General features: G+C 32.4%; 16 protein-coding genes. 8 read left to right on the top strand and 8 right to left on the bottom strand.

Annotated elements, in window-relative coordinates:
- The first annotated feature begins 80 nt into the window (after nt 1-80).
- A complete protein-coding gene (locus PaeCFBP13512_RS03895; protein WP_137221283.1) occupies nt 81-974 on the top strand; it encodes a LysR family transcriptional regulator in 894 nt (297 codons plus the stop codon).
- Nucleotides 975-1,020: 46 nt separating this feature from the next.
- On the opposite strand, the gene PaeCFBP13512_RS03890 is transcribed toward PaeCFBP13512_RS03895, so the two are convergent.
- Complete coding sequence (locus PaeCFBP13512_RS03890; RefSeq protein ID WP_193555934.1) at nt 1,021-2,022, bottom strand: cation diffusion facilitator family transporter; 1,002 nt, start codon at nt 2,020-2,022, stop codon at nt 1,021-1,023.
- A 283-nt stretch (nt 2,023-2,305) separates the two neighbouring features.
- On the opposite strand from PaeCFBP13512_RS03890, the gene PaeCFBP13512_RS03885 reads away from it, so the two are divergent.
- Nucleotides 2,306-2,746: a hypothetical protein gene (locus PaeCFBP13512_RS03885; protein WP_137221281.1), complete on the top strand. Its 441-nt coding sequence runs from the start codon at nt 2,306-2,308 to the stop codon at nt 2,744-2,746.
- Nucleotides 2,747-2,810: 64 nt separating this feature from the next.
- Here the strand turns inward: PaeCFBP13512_RS03885 and PaeCFBP13512_RS03880 are convergent, their stop codons facing one another.
- Entirely contained in the window at nt 2,811-5,366 is a 2,556-nt protein-coding gene (locus PaeCFBP13512_RS03880; RefSeq protein WP_137221279.1) for a diguanylate cyclase domain-containing protein, read from the bottom strand.
- A gap of 41 nt (nt 5,367-5,407) precedes the next feature.
- Nucleotides 5,408-6,010, bottom strand: a complete 603-nt coding sequence (locus PaeCFBP13512_RS03875) for a biliverdin-producing heme oxygenase (RefSeq protein ID WP_137221277.1) — start codon at nt 6,008-6,010, stop codon at nt 5,408-5,410.
- A gap of 1,289 nt (nt 6,011-7,299) precedes the next feature.
- Between PaeCFBP13512_RS03875 and PaeCFBP13512_RS03870 the strand changes: the two genes are divergently transcribed.
- From PaeCFBP13512_RS03870 to PaeCFBP13512_RS03845, 6 genes are all read left to right on the top strand, one after another.
- Complete coding sequence (locus PaeCFBP13512_RS03870; protein WP_137221275.1) at nt 7,300-8,133, top strand: hypothetical protein; 834 nt, start codon at nt 7,300-7,302, stop codon at nt 8,131-8,133.
- Nucleotides 8,134-8,392: 259 nt separating this feature from the next.
- A complete protein-coding gene (gene dndB, locus PaeCFBP13512_RS03865; RefSeq protein ID WP_137221273.1) occupies nt 8,393-9,472 on the top strand; it encodes a DNA sulfur modification protein DndB in 1,080 nt (359 codons plus the stop codon).
- 15 nt (nt 9,473-9,487) lie between these two features.
- Nucleotides 9,488-10,990 (top strand): DNA phosphorothioation system sulfurtransferase DndC, encoded by a 1,503-nt coding sequence (gene dndC / locus PaeCFBP13512_RS03860; protein ID WP_137221271.1) that lies wholly within the window; start codon nt 9,488-9,490, stop codon nt 10,988-10,990.
- Between the two features lie 19 nt (nt 10,991-11,009).
- Nucleotides 11,010-13,025 (top strand): DNA sulfur modification protein DndD, encoded by a 2,016-nt coding sequence (dndD, locus tag PaeCFBP13512_RS03855; protein ID WP_137221269.1) that lies wholly within the window; start codon nt 11,010-11,012, stop codon nt 13,023-13,025.
- The gene (locus PaeCFBP13512_RS03850) at nt 13,022-13,399 is read left to right on the top strand and encodes a DndE family protein (protein WP_137221267.1); all 378 of its coding nucleotides are present in this window, start codon (nt 13,022-13,024) and stop codon (nt 13,397-13,399) included. Before dndD ends, PaeCFBP13512_RS03850 begins: the two co-directional genes overlap by 4 nt.
- An 18-nt stretch (nt 13,400-13,417) precedes the next feature.
- Entirely contained in the window at nt 13,418-14,551 is a 1,134-nt protein-coding gene (locus tag PaeCFBP13512_RS03845) for a cysteine desulfurase family protein (RefSeq protein WP_137221265.1), read from the top strand.
- 12 nt (nt 14,552-14,563) lie between these two features.
- On the opposite strand, the gene PaeCFBP13512_RS03840 is transcribed toward PaeCFBP13512_RS03845, so the two are convergent.
- From PaeCFBP13512_RS03840 to dptF, 5 genes are read right to left on the bottom strand one after another with little or no spacing between them, the layout of a single operon-like run.
- Nucleotides 14,564-16,303 carry a DUF262 domain-containing protein gene (locus PaeCFBP13512_RS03840; RefSeq protein ID WP_137221263.1) on the bottom strand — a complete coding sequence of 580 codons (1,740 nt, stop codon included), beginning with the start codon at nt 16,301-16,303 and terminating at the stop codon, nt 14,564-14,566.
- Between the two features lie 23 nt (nt 16,304-16,326).
- Entirely contained in the window at nt 16,327-17,604 is a 1,278-nt protein-coding gene (locus tag PaeCFBP13512_RS03835; protein WP_161594202.1) for an SIR2 family protein, read from the bottom strand.
- A gap of 45 nt (nt 17,605-17,649) precedes the next feature.
- Entirely contained in the window at nt 17,650-22,863 is a 5,214-nt protein-coding gene (dptH, locus tag PaeCFBP13512_RS03830) for a DNA phosphorothioation-dependent restriction protein DptH (protein ID WP_161594201.1), read from the bottom strand.
- Nucleotides 22,844-24,256, bottom strand: a complete 1,413-nt coding sequence (gene dptG, locus PaeCFBP13512_RS03825) for a DNA phosphorothioation-dependent restriction protein DptG (protein ID WP_161594200.1) — start codon at nt 24,254-24,256, stop codon at nt 22,844-22,846. Before dptG ends, dptH begins: the two co-directional genes overlap by 20 nt.
- 4 nt (nt 24,257-24,260) lie before the next feature.
- Nucleotides 24,261-26,066 carry a DNA phosphorothioation-dependent restriction protein DptF gene (gene dptF / locus PaeCFBP13512_RS03820; RefSeq protein WP_137221255.1) on the bottom strand — a complete coding sequence of 602 codons (1,806 nt, stop codon included), beginning with the start codon at nt 26,064-26,066 and terminating at the stop codon, nt 24,261-24,263.
- Nucleotides 26,067-26,216: the final 150 nt, after the last annotated feature.

The following is a 26,216-nucleotide window of genomic DNA, read 5'->3' as shown; positions in this document are numbered from 1 at the left end:
ATTGTACCATACTATTGTTTCTATTATTATGATAGTACAAGACTATGATTAGCAAAGAGTAGGATAAGAGGAGGACGAAGATGGAATTACGTCAATTGCAGTATTTTATAACGGTATGCGAAGAGTTACATTTTACCAAAGCAGCAGACCGATTAGGGATTTCTCAACCCACACTTAGTCAGCAGATTAAAGTGTTAGAAGATGAACTGAGTACGCCTTTATTTGATCGTATCGGCAAAAAAATAAGAATTACTGAAGCTGGCAAATTACTTCAACAATACAGCACACAAATGTTACGTGATCTACAAAATGCCAAAATGTCGATTGCTGAATTACAGATCAATCAACGGGGAACACTACGAATCGCTGTTTTGCCTTCGGATCTGGATTATCGGATGGGAGCGATCTGGATTGCTTTTCATCAGTTATTTCCTAATGTACGTTTAGAAATTGTCCCTACGATTGAAATTCATGACATGGTTATTGAAGATAAAGTGGATATTGGAATAGGATTGTCTGGTGTACTGGATCGACGGATGGTACAGGTTCCGTTGAGTACCGAAACCTATAGTTTATTTGTTCCTTCAGGTCATGCATTAACTCAACGTGCGGAGATTGAATTAGAAGAATTGTTACAGTTACCGTTAATCTTGTATCCTGTTGGTTTTGTTGGACGTAAGTTAATAGATGATTGTTTTCAATCGAAAGGTTGGAAAGTACAGACATTGATGGACAACGGATCAGCCGCTTCACAGTTACAACTGGTCAAAGCAGGTATCGGGTTCAGTATTCATCCTCATGCGTTGCTCGAAGATCTACCCGATGATCAATTAATAGCGATCCCGATTGTGAATGATGCTCCTGTACGCAGTATCGAATTATTGCATCGTACCGATCGCTATATGAGTGTTGCTGCTCAGATGTTTATAGAGTTGATCCAAAAGCATTTCGCTCACAATACAAAAAGCCTCTAGTTCACTGTAAGATAACCAGTGGGCTAGAGGCTCGATAGAACATGGATTATTTCAACACATCTGCTTGTTTTTTGTCCCAACTATGAATACCATCGTCTTCGATAATTGAAATCGAAGCGTCAGCAATATCAGGGTTGGTCATCAAGTTCTGCTGAATACGGAACTTGATATCATCTGCATCAGCAAGAGTTAATCCTTTGTGTAGTTCAATCAGACCTTCTACATGATAGTAGCGTCCTTCTTGAATAATACGCATCATTTGAATATCAGCAACTTGTTCATCAGCAAGAATCGTTTGTGATACTTTGTCTTCGATATCTTGCGGAGCCGCAACACCGATCAGTCCGATCATATTGTCATAACCGACACGGAAAGCGACAGCGATCATCAGTAGCCCGATTAATGTAGTGACGATACCATCGAGAAGTGCAAAGTTAGTCAAAGCAATCACAACGACAGAAATCAAAGCAAACAGAGCACCAAGTACAGCTACAATATCTTCATAAAATACAAGGCGTGTAGGTGGAGCCGCACGTCCTACATTTTTGAAAGCCGCAGGCATCAGTGCAAAGCCTTTGGCTTCAGGAGCACGTGCTTCTTTCAAAATCTCTTTCATCGCTTTGATTAAAATGGCTCCGTCGATCAAAATATTAAGCACAAGCACTGCAATATTTATCCATACCCCACCAGAATGAGCGACTGGATGTTGCAACAAGTGAATACCTTCATGAATCGTCTCATACGCCATAATCGTAACGACAATAACAGCAATCATACAGAAAATATTAATGACTCGTCCGAACCCTGTAGGGAAACGAGGGGTTGGCTTTTTCTCAGATAATACACTACCGACAAAAACAAATCCTTGATTGACTGCATCTGCTAGTGAATGCATCGCAGAAGCGAACATGGCTCCACTACCACTGACCAGAAAGGCTCCGCCTTTACAAATTGCCAGTACCGCATTACCTGTCATCGCTACAGCCGAAGATTTGTTTCCTTTTTTGACTAAAGACATGAAACTTTCTTTTTTTGGTTGTTCAGCCACTTCGATATAGCCCCCTAATCTGTTCTATGTATGTTGTTTGGACAAGCCTTTCAACCTGTATTAATACACGTTTTAGCAAAAGTCGAAACGCTTTTCTTTTTGTAATATAACGTCTGCAAACATAGGATACAAGAAATTTTATAATAAATATGATACTGTAAACATAATCAATAAGTAGGTAATAACATATAGAGTGGAGATGGCAAATGTAGTAATGCTACAATAGATAGGAGTAGATGTAAAAGGTAGCAGAACAGAATGAGCAGACGAAAGGAGTATACATATGAACCGGGAACGAGCGGTACAACTTGTAGGAACGATAGTCACAAGTCTGGTATTATTGTTGATTCCACTCATCACTACGATTGATTATCCGATCTGGTACTATATCGGATTGGTGATCCTTATAGGTATCGCAATATACAGAGAAGTGACATACAAACGGTATGAGAAGAAGTTTTATCAGAAATGGCATGAAGCAAGAAAACGAGGCTTTGCTTTTAATATGATCTGGCAAAGTATACGCACAGCATTGGTATTATTGGCGATTATTGCAATCTTTCAATTATTTAGTTATGGATCGACATGGAGTGAATGGCTCACTTTATTTACGCCAACAACGTTGATCGCAATCGTTATTATTATAGTCACCGTGGGAATCATCGCAGGCATCTATTCATGGACTGAAAATGAGAAAAGATACAATGATATGAAGCAAGACTAAAAACCCCTTTATCTACAATCCTTAAATAAGGAAAGAGATAGAGGGGTTGGTCTATACATAATAATTAATATTGAGCTTCACAGCAGAAAATCTGATTTTTACCTTTGTTTTTGGCTTTCATTAACGATCTTTCGACTTGATCAATCAAGTCTGTAGGTTGTAGGGAAGCGTTCGGAATCATAGATACTCCACCAATCGTTACGGTCATAAATTCACCTGAATTGGATGAGTCACGTGGAATCTGTAGAGCAAGTACACTTTGACTGATTTCTTTAGCCAGACTTCCTGCCTGTTCTTGATCTGCTCCAACTAACATCACCGTAAATGAACCACCGCTAAATCGAGCAATCGTTGCTTCATGGATACTTCCAATCATCGTGAGTACATCAGCTACCCATTGTAAGCATAGATCGCCACCATTGAGTCCATGTACCGCATTGTAAGCACGTAGACCGTCCAGATCTACCAACAGTAAAGCAAGAGGTTTTTGCTCGGTTATTGCATTTGCCCAGTTTAATTCTAAGGCTTTTTCAAAAGCAGGTCGATTAGGGATATCCGTTAATGGATCGGTTGCGAGATAGCTATGCAGTTGATCAGATAGTGTAGTATAGGCTTCTGTCTGCTCAACATTGGAAGCCATCAACCGTGCAATCATCATGACGGAAGGTTGACCACCATACGTGATCGAAGTTAATGTTACTTCCAGTTGCATTACATTCTGATCGACATCGGTAAAGAATCCATTGGTTGAGATAAGCTGTACTACATTTTCCTGCAATTCTTCCAAACTTTTTTGCATATCTGTTTGAGATGATTTACTGATATATTGAGCGAAATCTTTGCCAATCAGACCCTGTGTCGTTTTAGCTCCGAATAATTCGACAGCTTCACTGTTCGAATAGATAATTTGCCCATTGGTAATCGTCAGAAAAGCAACAGGAGACAGCTCCATTAATTGCAAATAGCGTTGCTCATTTTGACGTAAAATACGTGCATTTTGCAGTGCTAATTCTTCTACTTGTTGCAATTGATTCTCTGTTTGCCGATGAACAATCGTTTTGAGTTCAGGCAAGATGTTGATTTCTTTTGTTTTCCACGGGAATGAAGTCGACTGAACCACTTGTCTCCATTTCTCAAAAGATTTACGTGGAGAAAGGCGCATACCATCATTATCTTGAATCACAGCTTTGACTGGATCTCCTGCCCATTCTACAATTTGAAGCACTTCAGGGCGGAACCAGATAATATAATTTTGTTGCCCTGGAGAAAGAGCAAGATAGAGCGCTCCAGATGCTTTTTCTTTATAGGCTTTGGCAGGTTCATAATCTAGACTAAGACGCGAATTAGCATAGACGTAATTTTTGGCTTTGCCACCTAACCAACCGGCAAGTTCGCGGACTTGTCCAGCAGTAGGGGTCTGTCCATATAACAATAATTTATCCTGATAGCTAATGGCTGCGCCAGAAGCACTCATCAGATCAAGCAATGTTTTTTCCTCTTCTTGTAATTGCTCAATCACACGTACAAAGCTGGTATTACGTATAAATACATCTGCAATTCGAGCAGCCTGACGGCGCATTGCTATTTCAGATTCATAATCATCAATCTGTTGTCGTTGATACAATTCGCTAGAGAAGAACGAACCTAGAAAATTACACAGGTTACGAACACGGTGAGGAATATATTTAGGTGAATAATGGTGACAGGTAATTAATCCCCATAGCTGATTATCATGAATAAGCGAGATCGTTACCGTTGCGCCAACGCCCATATTATGCAGATATTCAATATGCAAAGGAGAGACACTACGCAAAATAGACAGACTTAAGTTGAGCGGCTTACCCGTTATCGGTTGCACTGTAGGGATAATCTCTACTGGCGTATAATGGACATCTACAATGGTACGTAACCAATTGCGTAGATATAACTGACGAGCTTGTTTGGGAATATCAGAAGCCGGATAGTTGTGTCCTAGAAAAGGTTCTAACTCCGCTTCTTTTGCTTCAGCAATGACTTTACCATTCCAGTTCTCATCGAATTCATAGATCATCACACGGTCATATCCAAGCATTTGTTTAATTTGCTCTGCGGCAACCTGACTGGCTTCATTACGACTCTTAGTCTGCTTGACCCGTCCAAAAAAGGTACGAATCCATTCAAAATCATTCGCTACCGTATGTTCGTCAATCGTATCTAATTCGAACTCTAAAATAAGCAGCCCTTCACTTTCATGCAAAATCACAAAAAATTCAGTAATTGTATCCTGAACATTAATATTCAAACGTGTATATTGTAGATCAGAAGTAGATTGTGTACTGAGATCATATTGGAGTAGAGCGATAAGTTGTTCTTCACCGATCAGTGTAGCGAGAGGTTGACCTAATAACTCTTCTGCTTCTACACCGAATAAAGTCATCGTATTGCGACTAGCTTGTACAATGGTATGCTCATCATCTTTGGTGATGGCTAGTAAGACACCATGAGGTTGAATTTGCCCGGGAATATGAATCGGTTCTTTATCACAATTGGTCAGATCGATCGGTTCCTGAGTTGTAAATTTACCTTCGGTAAGAAGTGTACGATTTAATAAATCATATTCATTATTATTTGTACCAGCCATGGATTGGTTAGCCTCCTGTAGATCATGATGTTATTCTTTTGCTAGTTAGGATGGGTACTTAACCATAGATCAAGTAATCGGAATGTTTCTTTAGCGGTAGATATGATATTTTCTTTATCGTCTTCGGTGACACCTGTCTGTAACAATAGATCACGAAAAGCCGACCATTGGGCACGAGTCTCTGCACCATACGCATTAAAGTAATGCAGACCACCTTCAGGATCAACAGGCAAGAACTTCATTAACTGCTTCGTAATAATTTGTCCACCCAGTGTAGACCCTTCGATCACATAAAAAGCTCCATACATTCGTGCAGGCGTTGAAATATCCGGTAAGTCTGTGCACAAAGGCAATTGGTGTATCTCTTCTACAGTCATACCTAAGTGAATCAAATCTTGTTCCAACAAGGGGGATTTGGCACGTACGTTCATATCAAAACCAGCATTAGACCCCAAATCGTCCATATGCTGAACAGCTTGTTGCTCTAAAGGTTTTAAAAAGCCATAGAACTTCGCAAGATAAGTGCGATATTCATCCAAAGTGAGTGATTTCGCCATAATACCTTTGGCATAGAAATTACCCTCTATCTGTTCATGGTATACAGCCGTATCTTTGCGTAAGCGATCAAGTAATTCAATTGTCATTTATCATCTCACCTTAATATTGATTAATAAGTTACTTAATAATAAGTTATAGAATTACAAGGTATGTCTATATTTACGATTAGTATCATCCAGAAAATACGGACTATCGTACATCGATCGAATAGAAAAAATTGGATCGCTGGGGAGTTAAAGTATAGTACAAGCATGTGATGAATACAACAAAATGAGGATAACGAAATTAGGTTTCTTCTATAGAAGCAACACATTTGTGTACTTATTTTCATTCTATCTATTTTATCACGTGTATCGTACTGGATGAAAGTGCTGTTTAAGTGAAATTAGCCCAATCTATTCATTCAAAAGTGTCTAAAATTTGAAATACAAGTAGACTGATCTAAAAACAAAGAATATTACTCAAACATCTCTTTCGGTCTTTGAGAGCATATGTCCAATATAGTATTGTGTATGGCTTTACTGTTTCCGTTTCAAATAAGATATCAACACGATAAACCCGTATAAGAACAGTCCAAATAACCCAAGCATCACGATCCATAACACAAACGGCAAAATCGCTCCCCAAGCCATAAATACCCTCCTCTATAGATCATCCATTTATCTTTTATTCCATTTTATAGTAAAATAAGTAAAATAAACAATCAAAAGAGCAATAGAAATAGCAAGAGGAGGTGATATAATGTCAGATCTATACGGTTTGGCTCTGGTTATACTTGTTAATATAATCATTTATGGTTTGGTGATCTGGGGCATTGTACATATGATTTATAAACGCTCCAAGCATCCTGCGCATACAATTGTGTTTCTTGCGATGATAGTTTGTTTTGTTATTTTTACAGCGAGTATAGCACAGCAAATTATGTATCGCGATTGGACGATCAACGTAGCTACTTTGGCGCCAATGACGTGTGTGTTTTCGATTTATGTTTTGAGTCGTAGGGAGAGACGGTTGCAATCTTAGTCATGATATTGTTTTGAGAAAAAATTCTATTTAGAATAAAAATGAGGAATATCTAGTTGAAATAGATATTCCTCATTTTTTGTTTTTCTCTAAAATAAATACATCCTTTCCCTACTAAAACAATTATTATCTTGATTTAATTGACATATCCAAATTCTCTTTTCTTAAATATATTATTGACCATGTAATTAATTTAAATCTCAAGTAATACAGATTGATTGCAGGTGTTTTATATAAATAATTAAGTATCTAATTTACAATTGATTACATAGAAAGTAATACTGTATCGTACTATGATTATTATGTAATAATTTAAATTTCAAACTTATTATAGAAAGGGTTGTTGCTCTAAATGTTATTAAATATTAAAGTTATTGGATTAACATTAATTACAATGGCGCTAGGTTTTTTTATTTTCAATATTATTTTTGATAAAGTAATAATAAGATCAACAGAGTATCTTGGAAAACGTTTAGCAAAAAAAACTAAAAGTAAGTTTTCTTTAATTTTAATAGAACTAACCTCATTTTTATCGATTCTCTTATATCCTATCACTCTTATAATTTTCTTAATACGATTGGATTTTGATACAAGAGGATTTAGCGAAATTTTTCTTATAACGACATTGAGCTTTTTGCTTATATTCTTTTTATTGAGTTCGACTCTCATAGAAGCCCGAAAATTATATATATCACATAATTTTTTTGTTACAAATTTTTGTAGAAATTTAAACACATCAATAAACAAAAAATACTTCGAAGGAAGTTACTTACAAAATATTATAAATTTAATACTTAAGCAGGCAAAAGATTTATACGTAATAAGCTTAATTGGGTATCTAACTTTAATTTTTTTGACACACTTGAATTGGGGAATTAATATTTTCTTTGTAGGTTTACTTTTAATTCCTTCATACGGAGTATATTGGGTTTACTATACGAATTTTTTTGTTTTCAATATAGAAAAACGTCATGTTTTTATTAGAAGAGTGATAGGATATTTTATAGTAGGATTTTTGTCTATTTATATTGTTCATTCCGAATATATAAGTATGATTTTTGAAAATAATCAAGCTCTTTATTTATTTATAATTTTTGTAATTTGGAGTAATACTTTTATTTTATTAGACAGAATTCTCAAAGAGATTCATTCTGATTATTTAAATTTCAAAAACAACTCAAACTAATTTTATTTAAAAGTGGTTAACTTTTTATAATCTTTGTTTATTGTTAAATATACGTATTAATAAAATGTATTTATCGTCAAACCTAAATAATTCAAGATTAAAACAAAGTCGGTTTTCTTTTATTTAGAAAACCGACTTTGTTTTTTATTGATAAAGAATGCAAAGAGTCAGAATTTGTTTCTTTAAAGTATTGAACATCCGTTCGTATTAATGTAAAATCAAATAGCAAAGCACAATATTACGTACGTAATAGGAGAATATGCTGATGAACTTTAATTATACATTTCCTGCTTTAAGAGGTAAACAGGCTGGTAAAGAATTTTATACAGTTATGTGTCCGATGCGCTTGATTCCTAGAATTTTTCTTTTTGATGAAGAAGAAATTCCAGTTGAGCACCGGGCACAACGGGTGATGAATAGATCAAGAATTCCAGATATCACAAATTATATTCTGGAAAATCCTAAAGAATACATATTTTCTTCGTTAACGGCATCTGTAGATGGAGAAATGGTATTTCAAGAACATTCGAAGGATTTGAAAGATATAGGATATCTTACGATTTCTCTTGATTCTAAATTCTTAATTAATGATGGACAACATCGTAGAGCAGCTATAGAAGAAGCATTGAAAATTTCACCTGAATTAGGAGAAGAAACGATCTCAGTAGTTTTCTTTCATGATTTAGGTTTGACTCGTTCTCAGCAAATGTTTTCAGATCTAAATCGGCATGCTGTGAATACAACCTCTTCTATTGGAATTTTATATGATCATCGGGATCAACTTTCTTTAATTACAAAAGGGCTGTTACAAGATATACCTTTATTAGAACGATATACAGATCGAGAAAAAGTATCTTTATCTAAGAACTCACCTAAACTATTTGCTCTAAATCATATTTTTAATACGAATTGTCGATTGCTAGGCAAACGAAAAGGCGAAATTATTTCTGAGCAAGAAAAAGAGTTTGTACAGAAGTTTTGGATTCTATTATGTGATACGATAACGGAATGGCAAGATGTATTAGATAAGAAAGTATCACCTAGAGACCTTAGAATTAATTCTATCATTGCTCATGGTGTTTTTTTAGAAGCTATAGGTATTATTGGACATTATCTTTATTTCTATCATGCAGATGAATGGGAATCATATATTGAAAAGCTTAAAAAGGTAGATTGGAGTCGCGACAATAAGCAAGATTGGTTAGGTCGCGCCTATGGTCAAACAGGAAGAATTAATAAAACAAATGAGACCGTTCAATTAACGGCAAATCTTATTAAGGCTAAAATAGGCTTACCTTTAACAGAACAAGAACAAAAAATAGAAAATAAGATTACGTAAAGGAGGCTTCTCTACATGGAACTTAATATATTTAATACAGGCAGCAAATTTGTAGAAGCCAAAGAATTAGTAAAAGAAATGTATCTTGAGGATGAAAGACCTTGGGTTGTTGGGTTCAGTGGAGGAAAAGATTCCACAGCAGTTGTTCAAATTGTTTTTCAAGCGTTACAAGAGTTAGAACCTTCTCAACTTCATAAAAAAGTATATGTTATTTCTTCAGATACTCAAGTAGAGACACCACTTATTATTGATAAAATAACTAGAACGTTAGGACGTATCGAGAAGAGAGCTTTAGAGATCGGTTTACCATTTGAGACACAAAAAGTCCGTCCAAAAGCAGAGCAAACTTTCTGGTCTTCTATTATTGGTAAAGGTTATCCAACTCCAAGACAGAAGTTCAGATGGTGTACAGATCGTTTGAAGATCGAACCAGCTAACCGTTTTATTTTAGACAAAGTAGACCAGTTCGGCGAAGTAGTTATGTTATTAGGTGTACGTGATTCTGAAAGTGCAACACGTGCAGCAGTTATGCAATCTCACACTATTGAGGGGAAAAAATTAATGAAGCATTCTACTTTAAGAAATGCTTTTGTATTTGCACCTATCCGTAGCTTCAGTGTAGACGATGTGTGGGAATTTTTACTTCAATACGAATCTCCATGGGGAGACGATAATAATGAACTCTTACAGCTTTATCAGGACTCTAGCAGCGAATGCCCATTAGTTGTTGATAAAGAAGTAAAAGAGAGCGCCGGGTCTTGTGGTAACAGTCGATTTGGATGCTGGACATGTACAGTTGTTACAGAGGATAAAGCTCTAAGTGGGTTTATTAACAATGGTGTAGATTGGTTACGCCCATTGTATGATTTTAGAAACTTCTTAGTAGAAGTACGTGAAGATCGCTCCAAAAGACAAAAACGTCGTATGAATGGTGAAGTTTATTTAACAACTAATCTTGGTGGGGTTGATGCACAAGATTTAAGTCATCCAAGAATTTATAAGTCAGAAATTAAAGAATATATTGATACCAATAATATTAATTTAGCAACGATTGAAGATCTTGATATTTTAGTGATTGATGAAGATGACAATAATACTCCTAAACGCTTCGGAGTTGGACCATTTACATTAGATGCAAGAGAAGAAATATTAAGAAAATTGTTACGTACACAAAAAGAAATAAGAGAACTTCATGATCCAACTATTGAATTAATTACATTTGAAGAATTAAAAGCTATTCGCAAATACTGGCATGATGATTTGCAATGGGAAGATCGCTTACCTCGAATTGTTGAAGAGGAGACTGGTGAAGTATATGATTGGCAACAAGATGATCGTCCTGTTTTCAAAGAAGATCAATTGACTGATCTAGAAACGTTATGTCAAGAAGAAGGCGTTAATCTTAGCTTGCTTAAAAAATTAATTTCAGTTGAAAAAGATTATTCTGGTGTGAAAATTAGACGCGGTTTATTCCAAGCATTTGATAAAACGCTAAAACAAGATTTCTTACATTTATAAAAGGTGGATTAAGTACTCAATGCAGATTAATAAATTGGTTCTTCGTAATATTGGTGCTTACGGAGATCTAAATACTTTTGATTTCCGAACAAATTCTAAAAAGAATGTGGTATTACTAGGTGGGAAAAATGGTGCAGGTAAAACAACAATTTTAGAATCTATACGTATCGCCTTGTTTGGCTCAATGGCATATGGATTCGTGACAGACAATGAACCTTATTTTCGGAAAATAAGATCATTATTGAACCGAAAAGCTGTACAAGCTAACGGAAATAATTTTCAAATTGCACTTAACTATATATCTACAGAAGAATTTCAACCTAACGAGTACTCGTTAGTTCGGAGCTGGAGATTAAAAGATCAGAAAATAAGGGAGTACTTTTCTGTTCAAAAGAATGGGGAACATTTAAATGCTCAAGAAATTTCTGATTTTCAAAACAGATTACGTGAAGAGATGCCTCCTCGATTATTTGAATTGTGTCTATTTGATGGAGAAGATATCTCACGAATTGTATCAGAAGAGCGAATTCCTGAATACTTGAGAGAATCAGGTAAAATTTTATTTAATCTAGATCTTTTTATGAATTTAGAAAAAGATCTACAAACTTATAGAATTCAATATGCTCAGAAAAATGCAGATGCAGCTAAAGAAATTGAAGAACAAGAACGTTTAGAAAAAGAAATTAATGATTTGAAGGTAATTTTAAATGAAAAAGAAATTGCTATTGTGGAATACGAAGAGGAAGTCAATCGTCTAGAAGATTCAATCAAGCAAGACAAAAAAGATTTTGAAGTTCATGGAGGATTAGTTCAAGAAAAAAGAAATGAGCTTATGAACCGTATTAATATAATTGAAAATGAACGTAAAGCCAATTCTGATCAAGTTAGAAGTTTTATTAATACGTTACTACCTTTTCATATTGCACGCAAGCAATTAGAAGAAGTAAACCAGCAATTAATTGCTGAAAAGAATTACGAATCCTATGAATTTGTGATGACAGCTTTAGAAAAAAAGAAGTTGAATCAATTAATTCAAACAATGAACCCATCTAAAGACTTGTTTTCATCTCCAAGTGACTCTAATTCAATAAATGTAGATCAATTGTATAACGGTATACTGGATATTTTAAAACCAGATAATATTCATCTTTTGCATCGTGCATCTTTTGCACAACGTAGTGAAATTCATAATTTATTTAATCGTATTATAGCTATAGATATCAATAGTTATATTACTCTATTTGATAAAAATGCTAGTTTATTAGAAGAGTCACAAAAATTGCGTAAAGCTGTAGAACGTAATGATCAATCTAGTGAATTTAAAGAACTACTGAATAGTATTGAAAGTAAAACAAAAGAAGCGGAGCAATTCAAACTTCTACTTGAGCAACAGATCTATGATATTCAATTACTAAGAGAGAATATACAAAGTAAAGTTTTAGCTTCAAGTAAAATTACAGATAAAATTCGTGAATTCCATAAAGCTGAGAACTCTTTCGCAATGACTGAAAAACTTCTTACTGTAAGTCGTAAGTTCAGAGAACGACAATGGCGTAAGAAGTTAGATGATGTATCCAATGAAGCCACCAAATTAATTAATATTTTATTCCGTAAGAAGTCATATATTGAAAGAATGCATATTAATCATTCTTCTTTTGAGTTGAATTTGTATGATAAGCAAAAACAAGAAATTACCAAAGAACGTTTATCTGCTGGTGAGAAAGAAATGCTCATGCTTACCGTTATTTTATCAATGTTCAAAGTATCGGGTTGGAAATTACCATTTGTATTCGATACATTGCTAGGAAGATTAGATCAAGACCATAAAAAAGCATTAATTCAACATTTTATCCCGCGATGTGGCGATCAAGTGCTAATTTTTACAACAGATTCAGAGATTGGTGTAGATCAATTCGAATACATCAAAGATATTACTTCAACTTACTATACGTTAGAGTTTAATGAAATCTTAGATCAGGCTGAAATTGTTAAAGGTCGCTACTTCAATATTAGTGAGGAGAATAGCGCTCTATGAACTTTACATTAAAAACATCCAAATATGCTAAAGAAATATTAACTCAATTACATTCTTCTACAGGAATAACACCTAATTTACTTATACGTTATGCGGTGGCTCTCTCTCTGAAAAACAATAGGGCTGATGTAGAACTTCAGCCAATTGTAAAAGATTTTACAGATGGATTAGTATTAAACCGTAATACGGTCACAGGTGAACACGATTATGTATTCCGAGCAATGATTACACAAGCAGCAGGAAAAGAACTTACAGATGAACAATACTTTCCGGGATATTTTAATGCTCATTTGGAAAGAGGTATTCGTTCTCTAGCTGCTGAGTATAAAAGTGCAGGCAATTACGAACGTTTTGTTCGTGCGTTGCTACTCTAATGAAAGTAGTGATCTTGAATGCTTTATTTAGATAATAGTGCTACCACTAAAATTCATCCAGAAGTACTTGAAGCGATGATGCCATATTTGCAAGAAGAGTATGGTAATCCTTCAAGTAAATTTTATTCATTAGCAGAAAATGCGAAAAAGGCAGTGGCTATAGCTCGTCAACAAGTAGCAGATTTAGTAGGTTGTGACTCAGATGAAGTTATTTTCACAAGTGGAGCAACTGAGAGTAATAATATGATTATTAAAGGTATCGCTGATTACTACGGTAGAGAAGACCAAGCTAATAAGAATATGTTAACTTCTAAAGCTGAACATCCTTCTGTAATAGAAACGTTTGAATTTCTTGGAGAACGTGGATATGAAGTGACTTATATGGATGTAGATCAATATGCACGTGTAGATGTAGAAGTAATAAAAAAAATAACTGATCAAAATCAGCCATTATTGACTTCTATCATGTGGGGAAATAACGAGATTGGTTCATTAAATCCTATACAAGAACTTTCTCAGATTTTTGAGGAGAACAAACTGTTTTTCCATACAGATACTACACAAGTAGTAGGTAAAGTACCGATCAATCTAAAAGAATTAAAAGGCATTCGCTTCTTGTCTCTATCTGCTCATAAAATGGGTGGACCAAAAGGGATTGGAGCAGTCATTATAAGAAAGCAATCCAAAGAAATATATACCCGTCTGACTCCGCTTCTACATGGAGGGGGACAAGAAAATAATTATCGAAGCGGTACGTTAGCAGTACACAATATCGTGGGATTAGGCAAAGCTGCCGAATTAGCTCTTAGTAATCTAGATCAAAATATTCAAAAACTGAATGAATTAGAAAAATACCTGACAGATATTTTTAAAACGAATCTGTCAGGTAAAGTGAAATTTAATAGTGATGATAAAGATAAGATTCCTGGATTAATTAGTTTACAGTTTATTGGTGTGAATAATGAATTACTTCTCAAAAAACTTTCTCAATACATGGCTCTTTCTTCTGGATCGGCTTGTAGTTCTAGTAAGCCAAGTCATGTACTAAGTGCTATTGGTAAATCATTGGAAGAAGTAAGGCAGACGATTCGAATTACTTTAAGCTCAGAGTTACCCAAAGTAGAGTTAGATTTTTTTAAACAGATTAATTAGAATATTAAGAAATTATTTCACTGTAAAAATTTCTTCAAACGCTAATTTGGCAAGTTGGTCAGTTCTATGGTTTATGTCTGCTTTATCCCAAACTTGTTTATCACCAACTTCTTCAATAAACTTTTTTACTGATAAGAAGTTAGAATTTTTATAATGATCCAACTTTATTTTAAAGTCTTTACTACCACATTTACTATTAAGATCAGGATCAAGTGGAATTAAGTTTCCTATTGTATATTCTACGTCACTAGCTTTTGACTGAGGAGTTATATGTTCAAGGCTCATATTAAGAATATCTATCTCATTATTTTTTATTAAATATAATTCCAGTCTTTTAAAAAAATATTGTATTGTTTTTTTCTCTTTAGTATGTTCTTCAGAAAAAATAAGTTTATTTGAAAATTGAGTACTGAATTCGGTGAAATCTGGTCTTTTCTCGTATAATTCATTAACAAGTGAATCTACTAAATCGTGTTTATCTTTTTTACTTTCTGCTCTTCTTAATTCTCTAGCAAATCTTGAATATTTACTTTCTAACCCTGAAGCACTTAAAGAGCAAACTGCCGAGAAAGTAAAATGGAAATCTTCTAAGGCTTTCAAAGCTTTTTTTAAATAAATATGTGACAGTTTTTTTGTAGAATGTGCTTCAAAAAGTGCTAATATAAGTGGTCTTGGTGAAATAATCCTCATAGAGTTTAAAGCTTGTAAAGATTGATATATTGCTTTAACATCACGATCTTTCCAATCTTCACTATGAGGTGAAGAAATCATTTTATAATATGAAGAGCTAGTAACTAAACTATCCAAAAATTCTTTAGTTTCTCTTTTAGTTCCTTTAACATTCGTAGTGAATGAACGATATACTTTTGCTTCAGCTACATGCTCATATTTAGAAATCCAAAAGTGTCTCATAAAAACTTTTATATCAACTTGATTTTCACGTTCGTATAAATTCTTAGTTATTATATCCCATTTGTTTCTTGCCGAGTCTACAGGGTGTGTATCTCTTAAAACTTTAAAAATTTGATTTTTAATCAAATCAGCCATAGATAAATCTAGTCCTTTAGCATTTAACGTTTCGAAAATAGTATATGCTTCTTCTTCATTAGGTTCAGTGATATAAATTGTTTTAAAAGCCAATACTTGATTTCGTATGGCTTTTATACATTCTAATTCATCGTCCTTTTTATTCTCTTTTTTAGAACCAGTATAATTATTAATATCTATAATTAATTGTTTTGTTCTCAATTTTTTAAGGAAAAAATTATACGCATCTAATAAATTTTTTTCTTCTGTGGTATTTGCTTCTACTACAATAGGATTACGGTTCTGAATAACTTGCTTAATGAAATTTGATGATCTTGTATTTTCTAATCTGAAAAATTTATCAGAATCAACTGTCAATCCTTCAATGTAATGGTGACAACCATTTGCTAATTTTTCTTCCTGAATGCTGTCACAATAATGTACTAGAGCACTTAAAAATATTGTTATTGATGTTAATCGTTGTTGTCCATCTATAATTTCTAAAGTTTGGGCATCTTGAGTTCCTACTAAAACTAAAGAACCAATAAAATAATCTGTTGCATTGAATTCATTATTTTCATATTTAATATTAATAATGATATCTTTCCATAATTCTCCTAGTTCATCAACTGTCCAAGAGTACTCTCTTTGGAATCTGGGCACAATATACTTTCTTGTAGCTGAAAGTACTGTTTCTAATGTTTGTTGAGTGGCATGAAAATTCATAAGTAGGCTCCTTTAAATGACTTTTATTTAACTATTAATTTTAATATATCTGGAATTTCTTCGTGATCCTCAAACCATACAATTCTTATACCGAATTCTGCAAATAAACGTTCTCTTGAAAAATGGAAATCTTCTAAAAAAGAATTTAATAATTCTTTACTAATTTGATTTTTTAATTTTTTTAAATCTTCGCTTACATCTTCTAGATCTAAACGTTGCATCAAAGCATAGTGTTTTACCTTTTTTAAATTTCTACGGGCAGCTATATCTAAAATTCTTCTCATATTAGGATCATTCATGGAAAGTCCTATAAATAAACATATATTTTCTTTCAAAACATGCATCTGCGTAATATTTGACCAAGAATAAGCATCAGTATACACAGTATGATAAGCTTGCTCGCTAAAAACGATTAAGTTATCAGAAGATTCATCAAATTCAGAATTATGCTGCGGTAAATAGCCATGAACATGAAAAACTGGTAACAATACTGGATTTATCTCATCATCTTCTTTAAAAACTGTCATGAAATCTACTGGTACTCTACTTAGGTGTTGTTCTAATAAATCATCATAATTAAAAGTTACAACAGATCGAATCCTATATTTTCCACGATGATTACATAACTTAGCTAACCAAGATAACGTTTCTGATGTAAAAGTTCTTTTTCTACTGTTTTTACCGTAGAGAGCATGGCGAATATGTTTTGCTAAACTTACGTGAGAATTAATTGTTGATTCTAAGAAAAAAGCATTTATAATTGGAGATTCATCACGCAAACTGGCGAGCAAATTAGACATTACTTTTTTATCATCTTTATTGACTATTTCACTACTCAGCTTTCCACCAAATTTTCTATTATGCATTTGTTCGATTACAGCATCGTTTAGCTTCTCTAAAAGAGCATTCCAAGTAGGAAATCCTGCTGATGTCGAAACACCAGCTCCAAGAAATAAAGATAACTGATCTCTTTGAAAGGCATTTTTTATTTGCATAATGTAATCTTGTCGATCCATTTTCCAATTAGGTTGTATCGTTTCTTTAGGAACTACAAGAGATTGGGCTTGCTGATTAATTAAAGTATATTTATTACCTTGTTGTAAAAAAAACTTTTTTCCTGATGCTTGTACGCCAGCATATCCTTTCATATGTCTGCGAATAGCTTGTGTTAAAACTCCAATTTCATTTTGTGTATTAAAACTATACCATCCATTTTTTTTAACTATTTCTAAAATTTCTAAAGGTGTTGAAGGAGTATTTAATTCTTTCAAAGCAAGAATTGCTGCATCATATATTTTCAAATTCGTTCTCCTGTTTTCAATAATGTAATTCATTTAAATATATAATTATAAGTTCAATTCCCAAAAAGCCTTATCTTTCATCCAAACGGGGTGTTCAGCACCGCTTTTCACAATGCTATAATGCTTTTCCAAAGACTTGATCCGATTCATAATATTCTCTTCTTCACCTTTACTCTGAGTACTGAATACCATACGAATCTCTTTGGTAGACATCTCAGCTACGCTATGCACAATCCAAGTACGAATATAATTTGCATAATCATTATCTGAGGTGGAGAAGTGGTTCATAAATTGAGTGGAGAGGATTGTACCTACTCCATACTCGCGACCTTCTTTTAAGATTTTCTTAATAGAAGTAAAGTTTTTACTTAAGAAATTATCAGCTTCATCTACTAAAATCATTTTCGTGATCTCGCGATATGTTCCATCAATTGTGCTATGTCCTTGCATTTGCATTTGATTATAAAATACATCAAGCGTAATAGAGACCACTAAGTTCTGAATACTTTCACTAAATCCAGATAAATCGATTACAGTAATACCATCAATCATGTCAAATAATGAAATTGTTTTATCAGCATCAGGTTCAAAAACTTCTGTCTCATATAATTCTTGTAAAGCAGCATAAAGGCTATCTACTTTTGTATCCTCTTTTTCTACAAACAGATCATATACATCACTTAATGTAGGCGCAGGATTCTCCCATGTAGTTGCATCGTTACGTACAATACCTTTCTTAGCATAGGCTTCCATAATAATACCTTTAAGGATGATAGACTGAACTTGCCCTAGACCAAATGATTTTGAAATCGTATCTGTAAGTGAACCACTTGTATGAACAGGTAATAATGGTTTAATTGGTTTAGTTACATACAAAGACAATGGATTATATGGCAGATGATAGAGATTATATACTTTAGCATTTGTAGCTTCAGTAAACTCTGGCTTAATGTAATCTCCTTTATAATCAAAGATTAAAATACCAATCGGTGTACTATTAACATTATCTTTACTATTGCGTGAAAGTTGTGTAATAAGAGATTTAGTGAACTGAGTTTTGCCTGTTCCCATGGTTCCTATAATGCCTGTATTGGTATGAAGAACTTTGTCCGTAGTTGTAGGATACCATTTGATTTCTTCATTAGTTTGAGCATTATGACCAAATAATATTTCTAATGGCTTCTGATCGAGTTCATCTAAATCTACTATATTAGAGCTTTCTTTGTTTAAATTTGCTGAGATAATTTGATCAACTTGTAATTGAGCACTTACTGCTGTAATAATTTTTTCTTTCGAAGAAATGATATCTTTATCAAGTTCGTCTGTATTTTGAGACCCATCAGATGAATATAAATTGGACAATAACTGATCTGAAGGGATATCTCCATAATCACTTTGAATATGATTTTTAATATCCTCTACACTTCTAACAATAAGATCATATCCACTCCTTTCAGGGTAGTTAAAGATCATGACATTTTCAGAATGTTCAATTTCAGTAAAGACTACATCCTTTTTGAAAGAGATAACAGCTCCATCGCCAATATATTCATCAAGATTAGTAGAAATCTGATAATCATCATTAAGCAATCGACCTCTGCATTCACTATCCGTAATGTTTTTCCAATATTGCTCTGGCCAAATTGAATACAGATTCATTTTCTCAGCACTAGAAATAGCTAGCTGTATAAAAAAGTTACGATATAATTTAGCAGTAAAACTATTTTCTGTTGTTAAAAATTCGATTAACAAGTTCTTTGTTTCTACAACTTGACTAATTGCTTTTTCTTGTACATTGTTTGAGTTATTTCCAATCTTCACTTCAATAGGATAGTAATGAACAAACAATTGTTCTTCTTGCTGTTCAATACCGATCAGTAATAAATCATCACTGTAAGAACCAAATCTACCTAGGTTCCTAGCTGAAAATAAACCTTCTGATTGTCTAAGACCTGTTCCACCAGAAATTCTCAAAATTTCTTCCATAGATATTGGAATCCAAATAATATCACGATGAGCAAAAGCAGCTAATGCTAGTTTTACCGCAGATAAAATACTTATTTTTTCTCTAGGAAATTGATTTTTTTGTGCTAATAGACGTAATAACCAATTACCATTGATAGCATTAAAGAAATTGATGATAGGTGGTAAAGTATCAGGATCAATTTCGATCGTATGGGATCTTAAAAATTCTTCGATTAAGCGTTGATATTGTTTAGAGCGTCTAGTCACTGTAATCGCATCAAATCCGCTTGAGGAAGTATATTGATCACTATAATGGATAACAAGTAATTCTTTCTGCATATCATTGTTTTTAAAGAAGCTTAGATCGACTTTAGGTTCAATGAATGTCACCCAATGTGCAGAATCATATATTAAATCTAACTTTTGTTTATGGGTTGCAGAAATTGCAGTTACAATATTCATATTTTCTTGATAGTTATCTAATGTACGAGCTACACGTAATAAAGAATTTAATTTAGGAACTAATTTCAATAATGGCGAATCTGATGTTTGATAGTATTTCATACCAAATCCTGTTTTATAATCTTCATTAATAAATACAGAAGGGATACCAGAAACTAAGCCAAATAGAGATACACCACTAATAATTTCAGAAGCATTACTTGTAGCTATTTGTTCGATTTTACTCATTTGATAAAAAGTGATATGACTATATTCATATTGATCTGTATTTACATCTTGAGAGTAAAATTTAACTTGATCTCTAAAAATATTTAGTAATTCCTCTGAATGATATTCTTCTAAATCTAATTTTAAATTGAAGTTTTTAGCAATCTCGTCAGCATCGGAATATTGAGACATTTCTTCAAAAGAATTATTTATGCCTTTCTCAGCATAAATATGAATTTCGATAGGTAATAAATCTGTTTTCTCAATATTCTTTTTCAATTGTCGTTTATAGTATTCGAAAATACCTTGAAGAATTTCTTGACAATCTCCCATATTAATTGTGTTAATTTTTAAGGGTGCTCTATAGTCCAAATCAAATAGATAAGAGAAATGTTCTGTAAACTCTTCAACTTTTTCTTGTACTAACTTACTCACAAAAAACTTAGACGATTCAAATCTTGGAAGACTTTGATCAATGTAAGTTGTCCATTCTAAAGAATCGCTTTGTTCTGCGGCTTTATACAATTTAGAAGAATTAAAAGATACATAAGGTAGTAGATTAGTTGGACGTAGTGAACGAAGTAGTTCATCATTAATCACTTCTGAGCCTAAGAGATCATTTAATTGAAGTTGATAAGCTAAGTTTAAAGGATGGAGTGGAGTATATAACCACTCAGGTTCTTTTAGACCTTTACGAATAGTTCCAATGAGTACTAAATCTCTTTGAGTTTGTTCCAGAGATTGACCATTATTTAATTGTTCTAATTCTTGCAAATAAATAGAAATGTACTTTTTCGCTAGATCAATATATTCTTCATCAAAATAAGCTAAACTAGGTAATAATTGATTATTTCTAAAATAACGCAAAAGATTATAATACGCTTCCTTTAGTGTATCTGTAATTGTAATATTTTCAGGTACTAGTTCTCCTGCTTCTTCTATAAAATAAAGTTGGTTATCCGCGACTAATGTAAGCTCGCGATCTAAATTCTTTTTAAATTCCCCTTGTGCATAAGTTTCTCGAGTACCTTGTATAATTTTCATTTTATCGTTCTCAATTCGGTAGATAAAATGTTCTTGTTTCTCACGTTTTAATTTCCAAACATTAAATCCACCAATAGGTACAGGACGTTCAATTACATCTTGTACAGCAAAAGGAATTTCAGTATCTAAAAGTTTGATAGAGAAGTAAATGAGTTCTTCTTCATTTGAGTTTTCTATATTTTTAGAAATAACGAGTTCATCCGATTCACTTAATTCAAACAGATTTTGTTCAGAATCTTCATTCAGATCCACATGTACAACTTTTTCAGCATCTTTATTAAAAATCCATTGTTCATCATCTGAATTAATTAAGATTCGAGAACCTTTAGATTTAGCTGATTTGGATAAATGAACTGTATATGAAGTTTGAATCGATTGTAAAAATTTTTCTGATGATTCTACGACAGCAATTTTAAATTCATATGCAGGAGAAACGTCAGTTTTATACTTTATACCAAAAAAGCTTGTTTCACCTGGTTCATGATGTAACTGGATTTTTAGTTTTTTTCCTGCTTGTTCAGTAATCAATTTGTTTTTAATTACATTATTAGTAATATATTGATTTTTGATAAAATCGTTGAATGGAAATTCAATAGTAATAATATTTAATTTTTCAGGATTAAAAATAATAATATTTCTTTTACGTTGCTTACTCTTCGTTTCTCCTTCTGATTTTTCCCAATAAGATAATCCTTCAAAAGTTAATTTCTTACTAGGTTCTATATACTCCAAACCCTTACCTTCTAATTTTTTTTGATTAGAACGGCGTACTGCACCAAAATCGGTGTCTTGCCACTCTAATAAGGATAACGTTCTTACCCCAGCATCATCAAAATGTCGTTCCAAACTAATATCAATAGGACCATATTGATGAGCCAGTTCAACATCCTTAAATAAAGACTGATTTTCTTTTAAACGTTCTTTTACTTGTTTATCCGTCATAGGAGTATTAAATAATTCAGAATCGTAAAATAATCCAAAATCTTTGTAGTAGCTAGAATCCATTTTTTGATTATTTAGAACAGTAAGAACTTTCTCATAATCAAATAGAGTTACCTGTTCATGTAATCCTTGTTGTGCTTTGTTATTAGACATACTAAAATTGAGTACTAATTTTTCCTCTTTGGAAAGACTAGAATCATCCATTAGTTGTTGTAAATTTTTTTCGATAGAATGAACATGAAAAGGCATTCCTTCTTTAGAAAAAGAAGTCATTCCTTGAATTAAACTATCTAAATTAGAATTATGAATAAGTAACATTGCTTTGTCTGAAAAAGGTTCTTCTTTTATTCCTACTTTATTCCGAAGAGTAGTCAAAAAATCAGGAGTGACTTCATCCACATTAGATGCTATTAAAACTTGTGTTGAGTTATTGACTAAACATATAGATTGATAAAAACCATCTTCTGTATGCATTGAAAAAGGCTCAATATGATTTAATAATTTTACTTGTTCTACAAGTGCCTGTACTTGTTCAGTACGTTCAAATTGAATATGGTATTTTTCTCCTGGCTGTATATCAATATGATTAAAGAATTTTTGGATTTGTTCTGCTAAATAATTATAAAAATGCTTTGACATATATAGCATCCCCACTATCGCTTTTTTTCTCTAACAAGTTTAATTTTTCAAAATAATCGACAATAGCTTCTTGAGTATCACGATCAAAAATAATACCTCTAATTTCAAATTCACTAAATAAATTTTTTAGTCTAATTTTTGATTCGTCTTTAATCATGAGTTTAGTTAGAAATAATAGATAATCTGTATCTAAAATCAACATTTTTCCAGATCTTCCACGTGATTTTAAAAATGTTTTTTGACAGAAGTGAACAAACCATTGTTTATATTCGTTATAAGGTTTAGATCGAGAAGTCTGATTGAACTGATGGTCAATCATATTAAATAACAAATAAAGTCTATTTAGTACGGGTAAATCATATGGTTCAGAAATGGTTCCCAACAGACCCCATTTACTGTCATGTGACAATTTTTCTTTATACTCTTCAATCAAAATTGAAACTTGATGATCAAGTATATCTTGCTCTTCTGGAGACATTAAATAGATTTCTTCAGTAATTTTTTGATACGAAAGTATTACGGTATCCTGTTCATTTTGCGATTCATTATTAGAATCGTTTAAATTAAGCATTTTCAAAAAATTAATATGTGAAAAGGTTCGATTAATTAACTTTTCTAAACTTTTCCAACCGTACTCATAACTGATTCTTGTTTTAGATAACCGCTCTTCATTTTCAAAAGTGAAATATACTGGACGTATATCTTTTTCTATAGGTTTGAACAATGATTCGTTTCTAATAGAAAATTGAGTAATATAGAAAAAATAATAATAAGCAATCAGCTTTTCGACTTGAGTAGTAAATAATTCATTTTTAGTTGCAAGCCATTTAAAGTCCTGTCTGAACAATTGAGATATTTCAGGTAACATAGAGATATAATTTTTATTTTTGATTTTATTATCAGTTAATTGTGGCAAAGCTCTAAATAGAAGCTTACTCATAAGATCTGAATATTCTTCTAGATCTGCTTCTATTATCCAAGCATTTTCTGAACCCCACAAAATGTTATAAAGAAAAATAGCTAAGCGCTTATTTTCATTTCCTTCAGTATTAATATAATACAAAGTTTGAGGATGGAATAAATAAAGTTGATTACTTTCATCTAAAAATAAAGTTTTAAGCATTTGTTTAAACTCGCTACGTTGATTTATATCTTGAAAATCAATAGAATCGATTACTTTATTGATAAGTTGATCTGTATCAACAACCTCAGCTAATTTCTTTTTTCCAATAGATCGAATAAATTCACCAGTTACTTCTCTAAAATTATAATGAGTATCTTTAAATTTAGTGATGTAAGGAAGTAATTCTAATTCTATTTTTGGATTATGTTTGATAGAAGAATCAAATTTAAATTTGTTTCTGATCGCTTCTATATTAATTTGATAGCTCATACACTCACATCTCCATAAAAGAGTATTGATCAAACGTTGTATCATATTTCAAAACATATCGAGTAGATTTACCAAATTGTTTACTTTCAAAAATAATTTCTTCACTTTGATTACCTGAACTAATAAGGTTATCGATAAATTCTACAAATTTGATAAATTGAAATTTATCTTTTTTATTTGGACGATATCCATTTTTAATACGAATCAATAGTGCATATAATGAAAAATCAATATCTATAGAGGGAATAGAAGTTTCCTCTATATAATGAGCATTTTTAGTTTTAAATTTTAAAGTTAACATCGGTAAAAACTTATATAAATTTGTTTCTGGATTTATAGCATTTGGTTTAACATAAGGTTCGATTTCTAATTTTTGTAATGCATAATATTGTGTTTGAGGTTGTCCAATTTGCACATAAATTAAATCAGAACTACCTTCACCGTTCCATTTGTAAATTGCTTGACGTACTTCTTCGCGGTACAATTTAGACAACTTACTAATATCCTTTTTATTCCAAAAATATAGATAGCGCATAAATTCTTCGTATGTTTTATCTTTAAAAGAATCATGGACTTCGTTAGGAATAAGATAATAAAGGTATACAAATAATTTGGTTAAAGTCTGTTTAAACTTTTGATCTTTATCTACTGGGTTTCTCCAAGGTGAATTAGGAATTAATGATCTTGCAAAGTAAGGCAATTGATTGATGCTAATATATTGTGCGAACAAGTATGATCCATCTTTGCGTGACTTGAAATCAATTAGATGTTGATCTAACTTTTCTGTTCTCAAACGTGTTGGATTGATTTGATGAATTGCTTGATGAATTGGAGAAGCATCAAATTTTTCAAATAATTGAAAAGGCAATAAACAAGTTGTATATGTTTTGAAATCTTGATTATTAACGATTTCTAAAATTTGTAAATGATTTAGGTTTTCCATAGAAGATGGAACTAAAATATTATATATAAAATCAAGTAAAGCACGTGTAGATATAATCAATTTTTCTTTGACCATGGCTTGAATAAGCAAGCTGATAATTTGATCCTGAACATCATCTTGTTGAAATAACTCATAATTTTGAATGATAGGATTTTTAGCAGAAGATTCTTTATCTTCTTGTAGATCATTTAAATAAGCTTGATAAAAAGGATTCGCATCTGTTGGTTGAGTAATCTTTTGAAATAATCCTTTAATATAATCAGATTTCGGACCTTCTTCAGTAAGCTGGTACATATGATAATCACTAAAATTAATATATTTGAACAGGTTATCATCTGCGCATGGTTCATCGTCAATGACGGATTCAAGTATCTTCTTCTGATAGACATACTCACGTAATCGACTAAAGGATTTACCTTCTTCCGAATCAATAAAATTATTTAATGCTCCTAAATTAATAGCTAACACCATATTTTTTGTATCATGTAGCTCTAAACCTTCATCAGAAAAAGGATGGAGTACACTTGCTAACGTTTCAATAGATGTTTTACGGGGAGAAAAACTTTCTGTTGCATCATTGTGTAAATAGAATATATTTTCATCATTTAAAAAATCATATTTGTTTTTTAAATAAGAAAGGATATGAGATTTACCATCTCCAACACCGCCACAAACCAAAATAAGTTGAGCAGTAGTAGAAGAATAGGCTTCATTAATATATTCTTCTAATTCCTTTTCTACTGGTCTTTGAATATGCATGTATTGTTTAAAATCGCTGAAACTTTCTAGGTTTTCTACTGCTTCTTTTGACGATTGTTTACATCTTTTTAGCATATCAATAAAATGTATTGGAATATTAGTCTCCATTCAGTATCCTCCAAGGAGTAATCTTTATTCTTTGTGAATTATATAATTAAGTAGTTAATAGTTATTTAATTTTATATTGGTACTTAGGGCGTAGGTCGCTAGTTGCTACTAACTTTTTTATTGTATCCTTTTTAATTGGAAATGTGAATC

Origin of the sequence: Paenibacillus sp. CFBP13512 (assembly GCF_005233705.1) — a bacterium.
GTDB lineage: Bacteria > Bacillota > Bacilli > Paenibacillales > Paenibacillaceae > Saccharibacillus > Saccharibacillus nuruki.
Note: the sequence above shows the minus strand (reverse complement) of the source record. Positions and strands in the feature narration are given on the sequence as shown.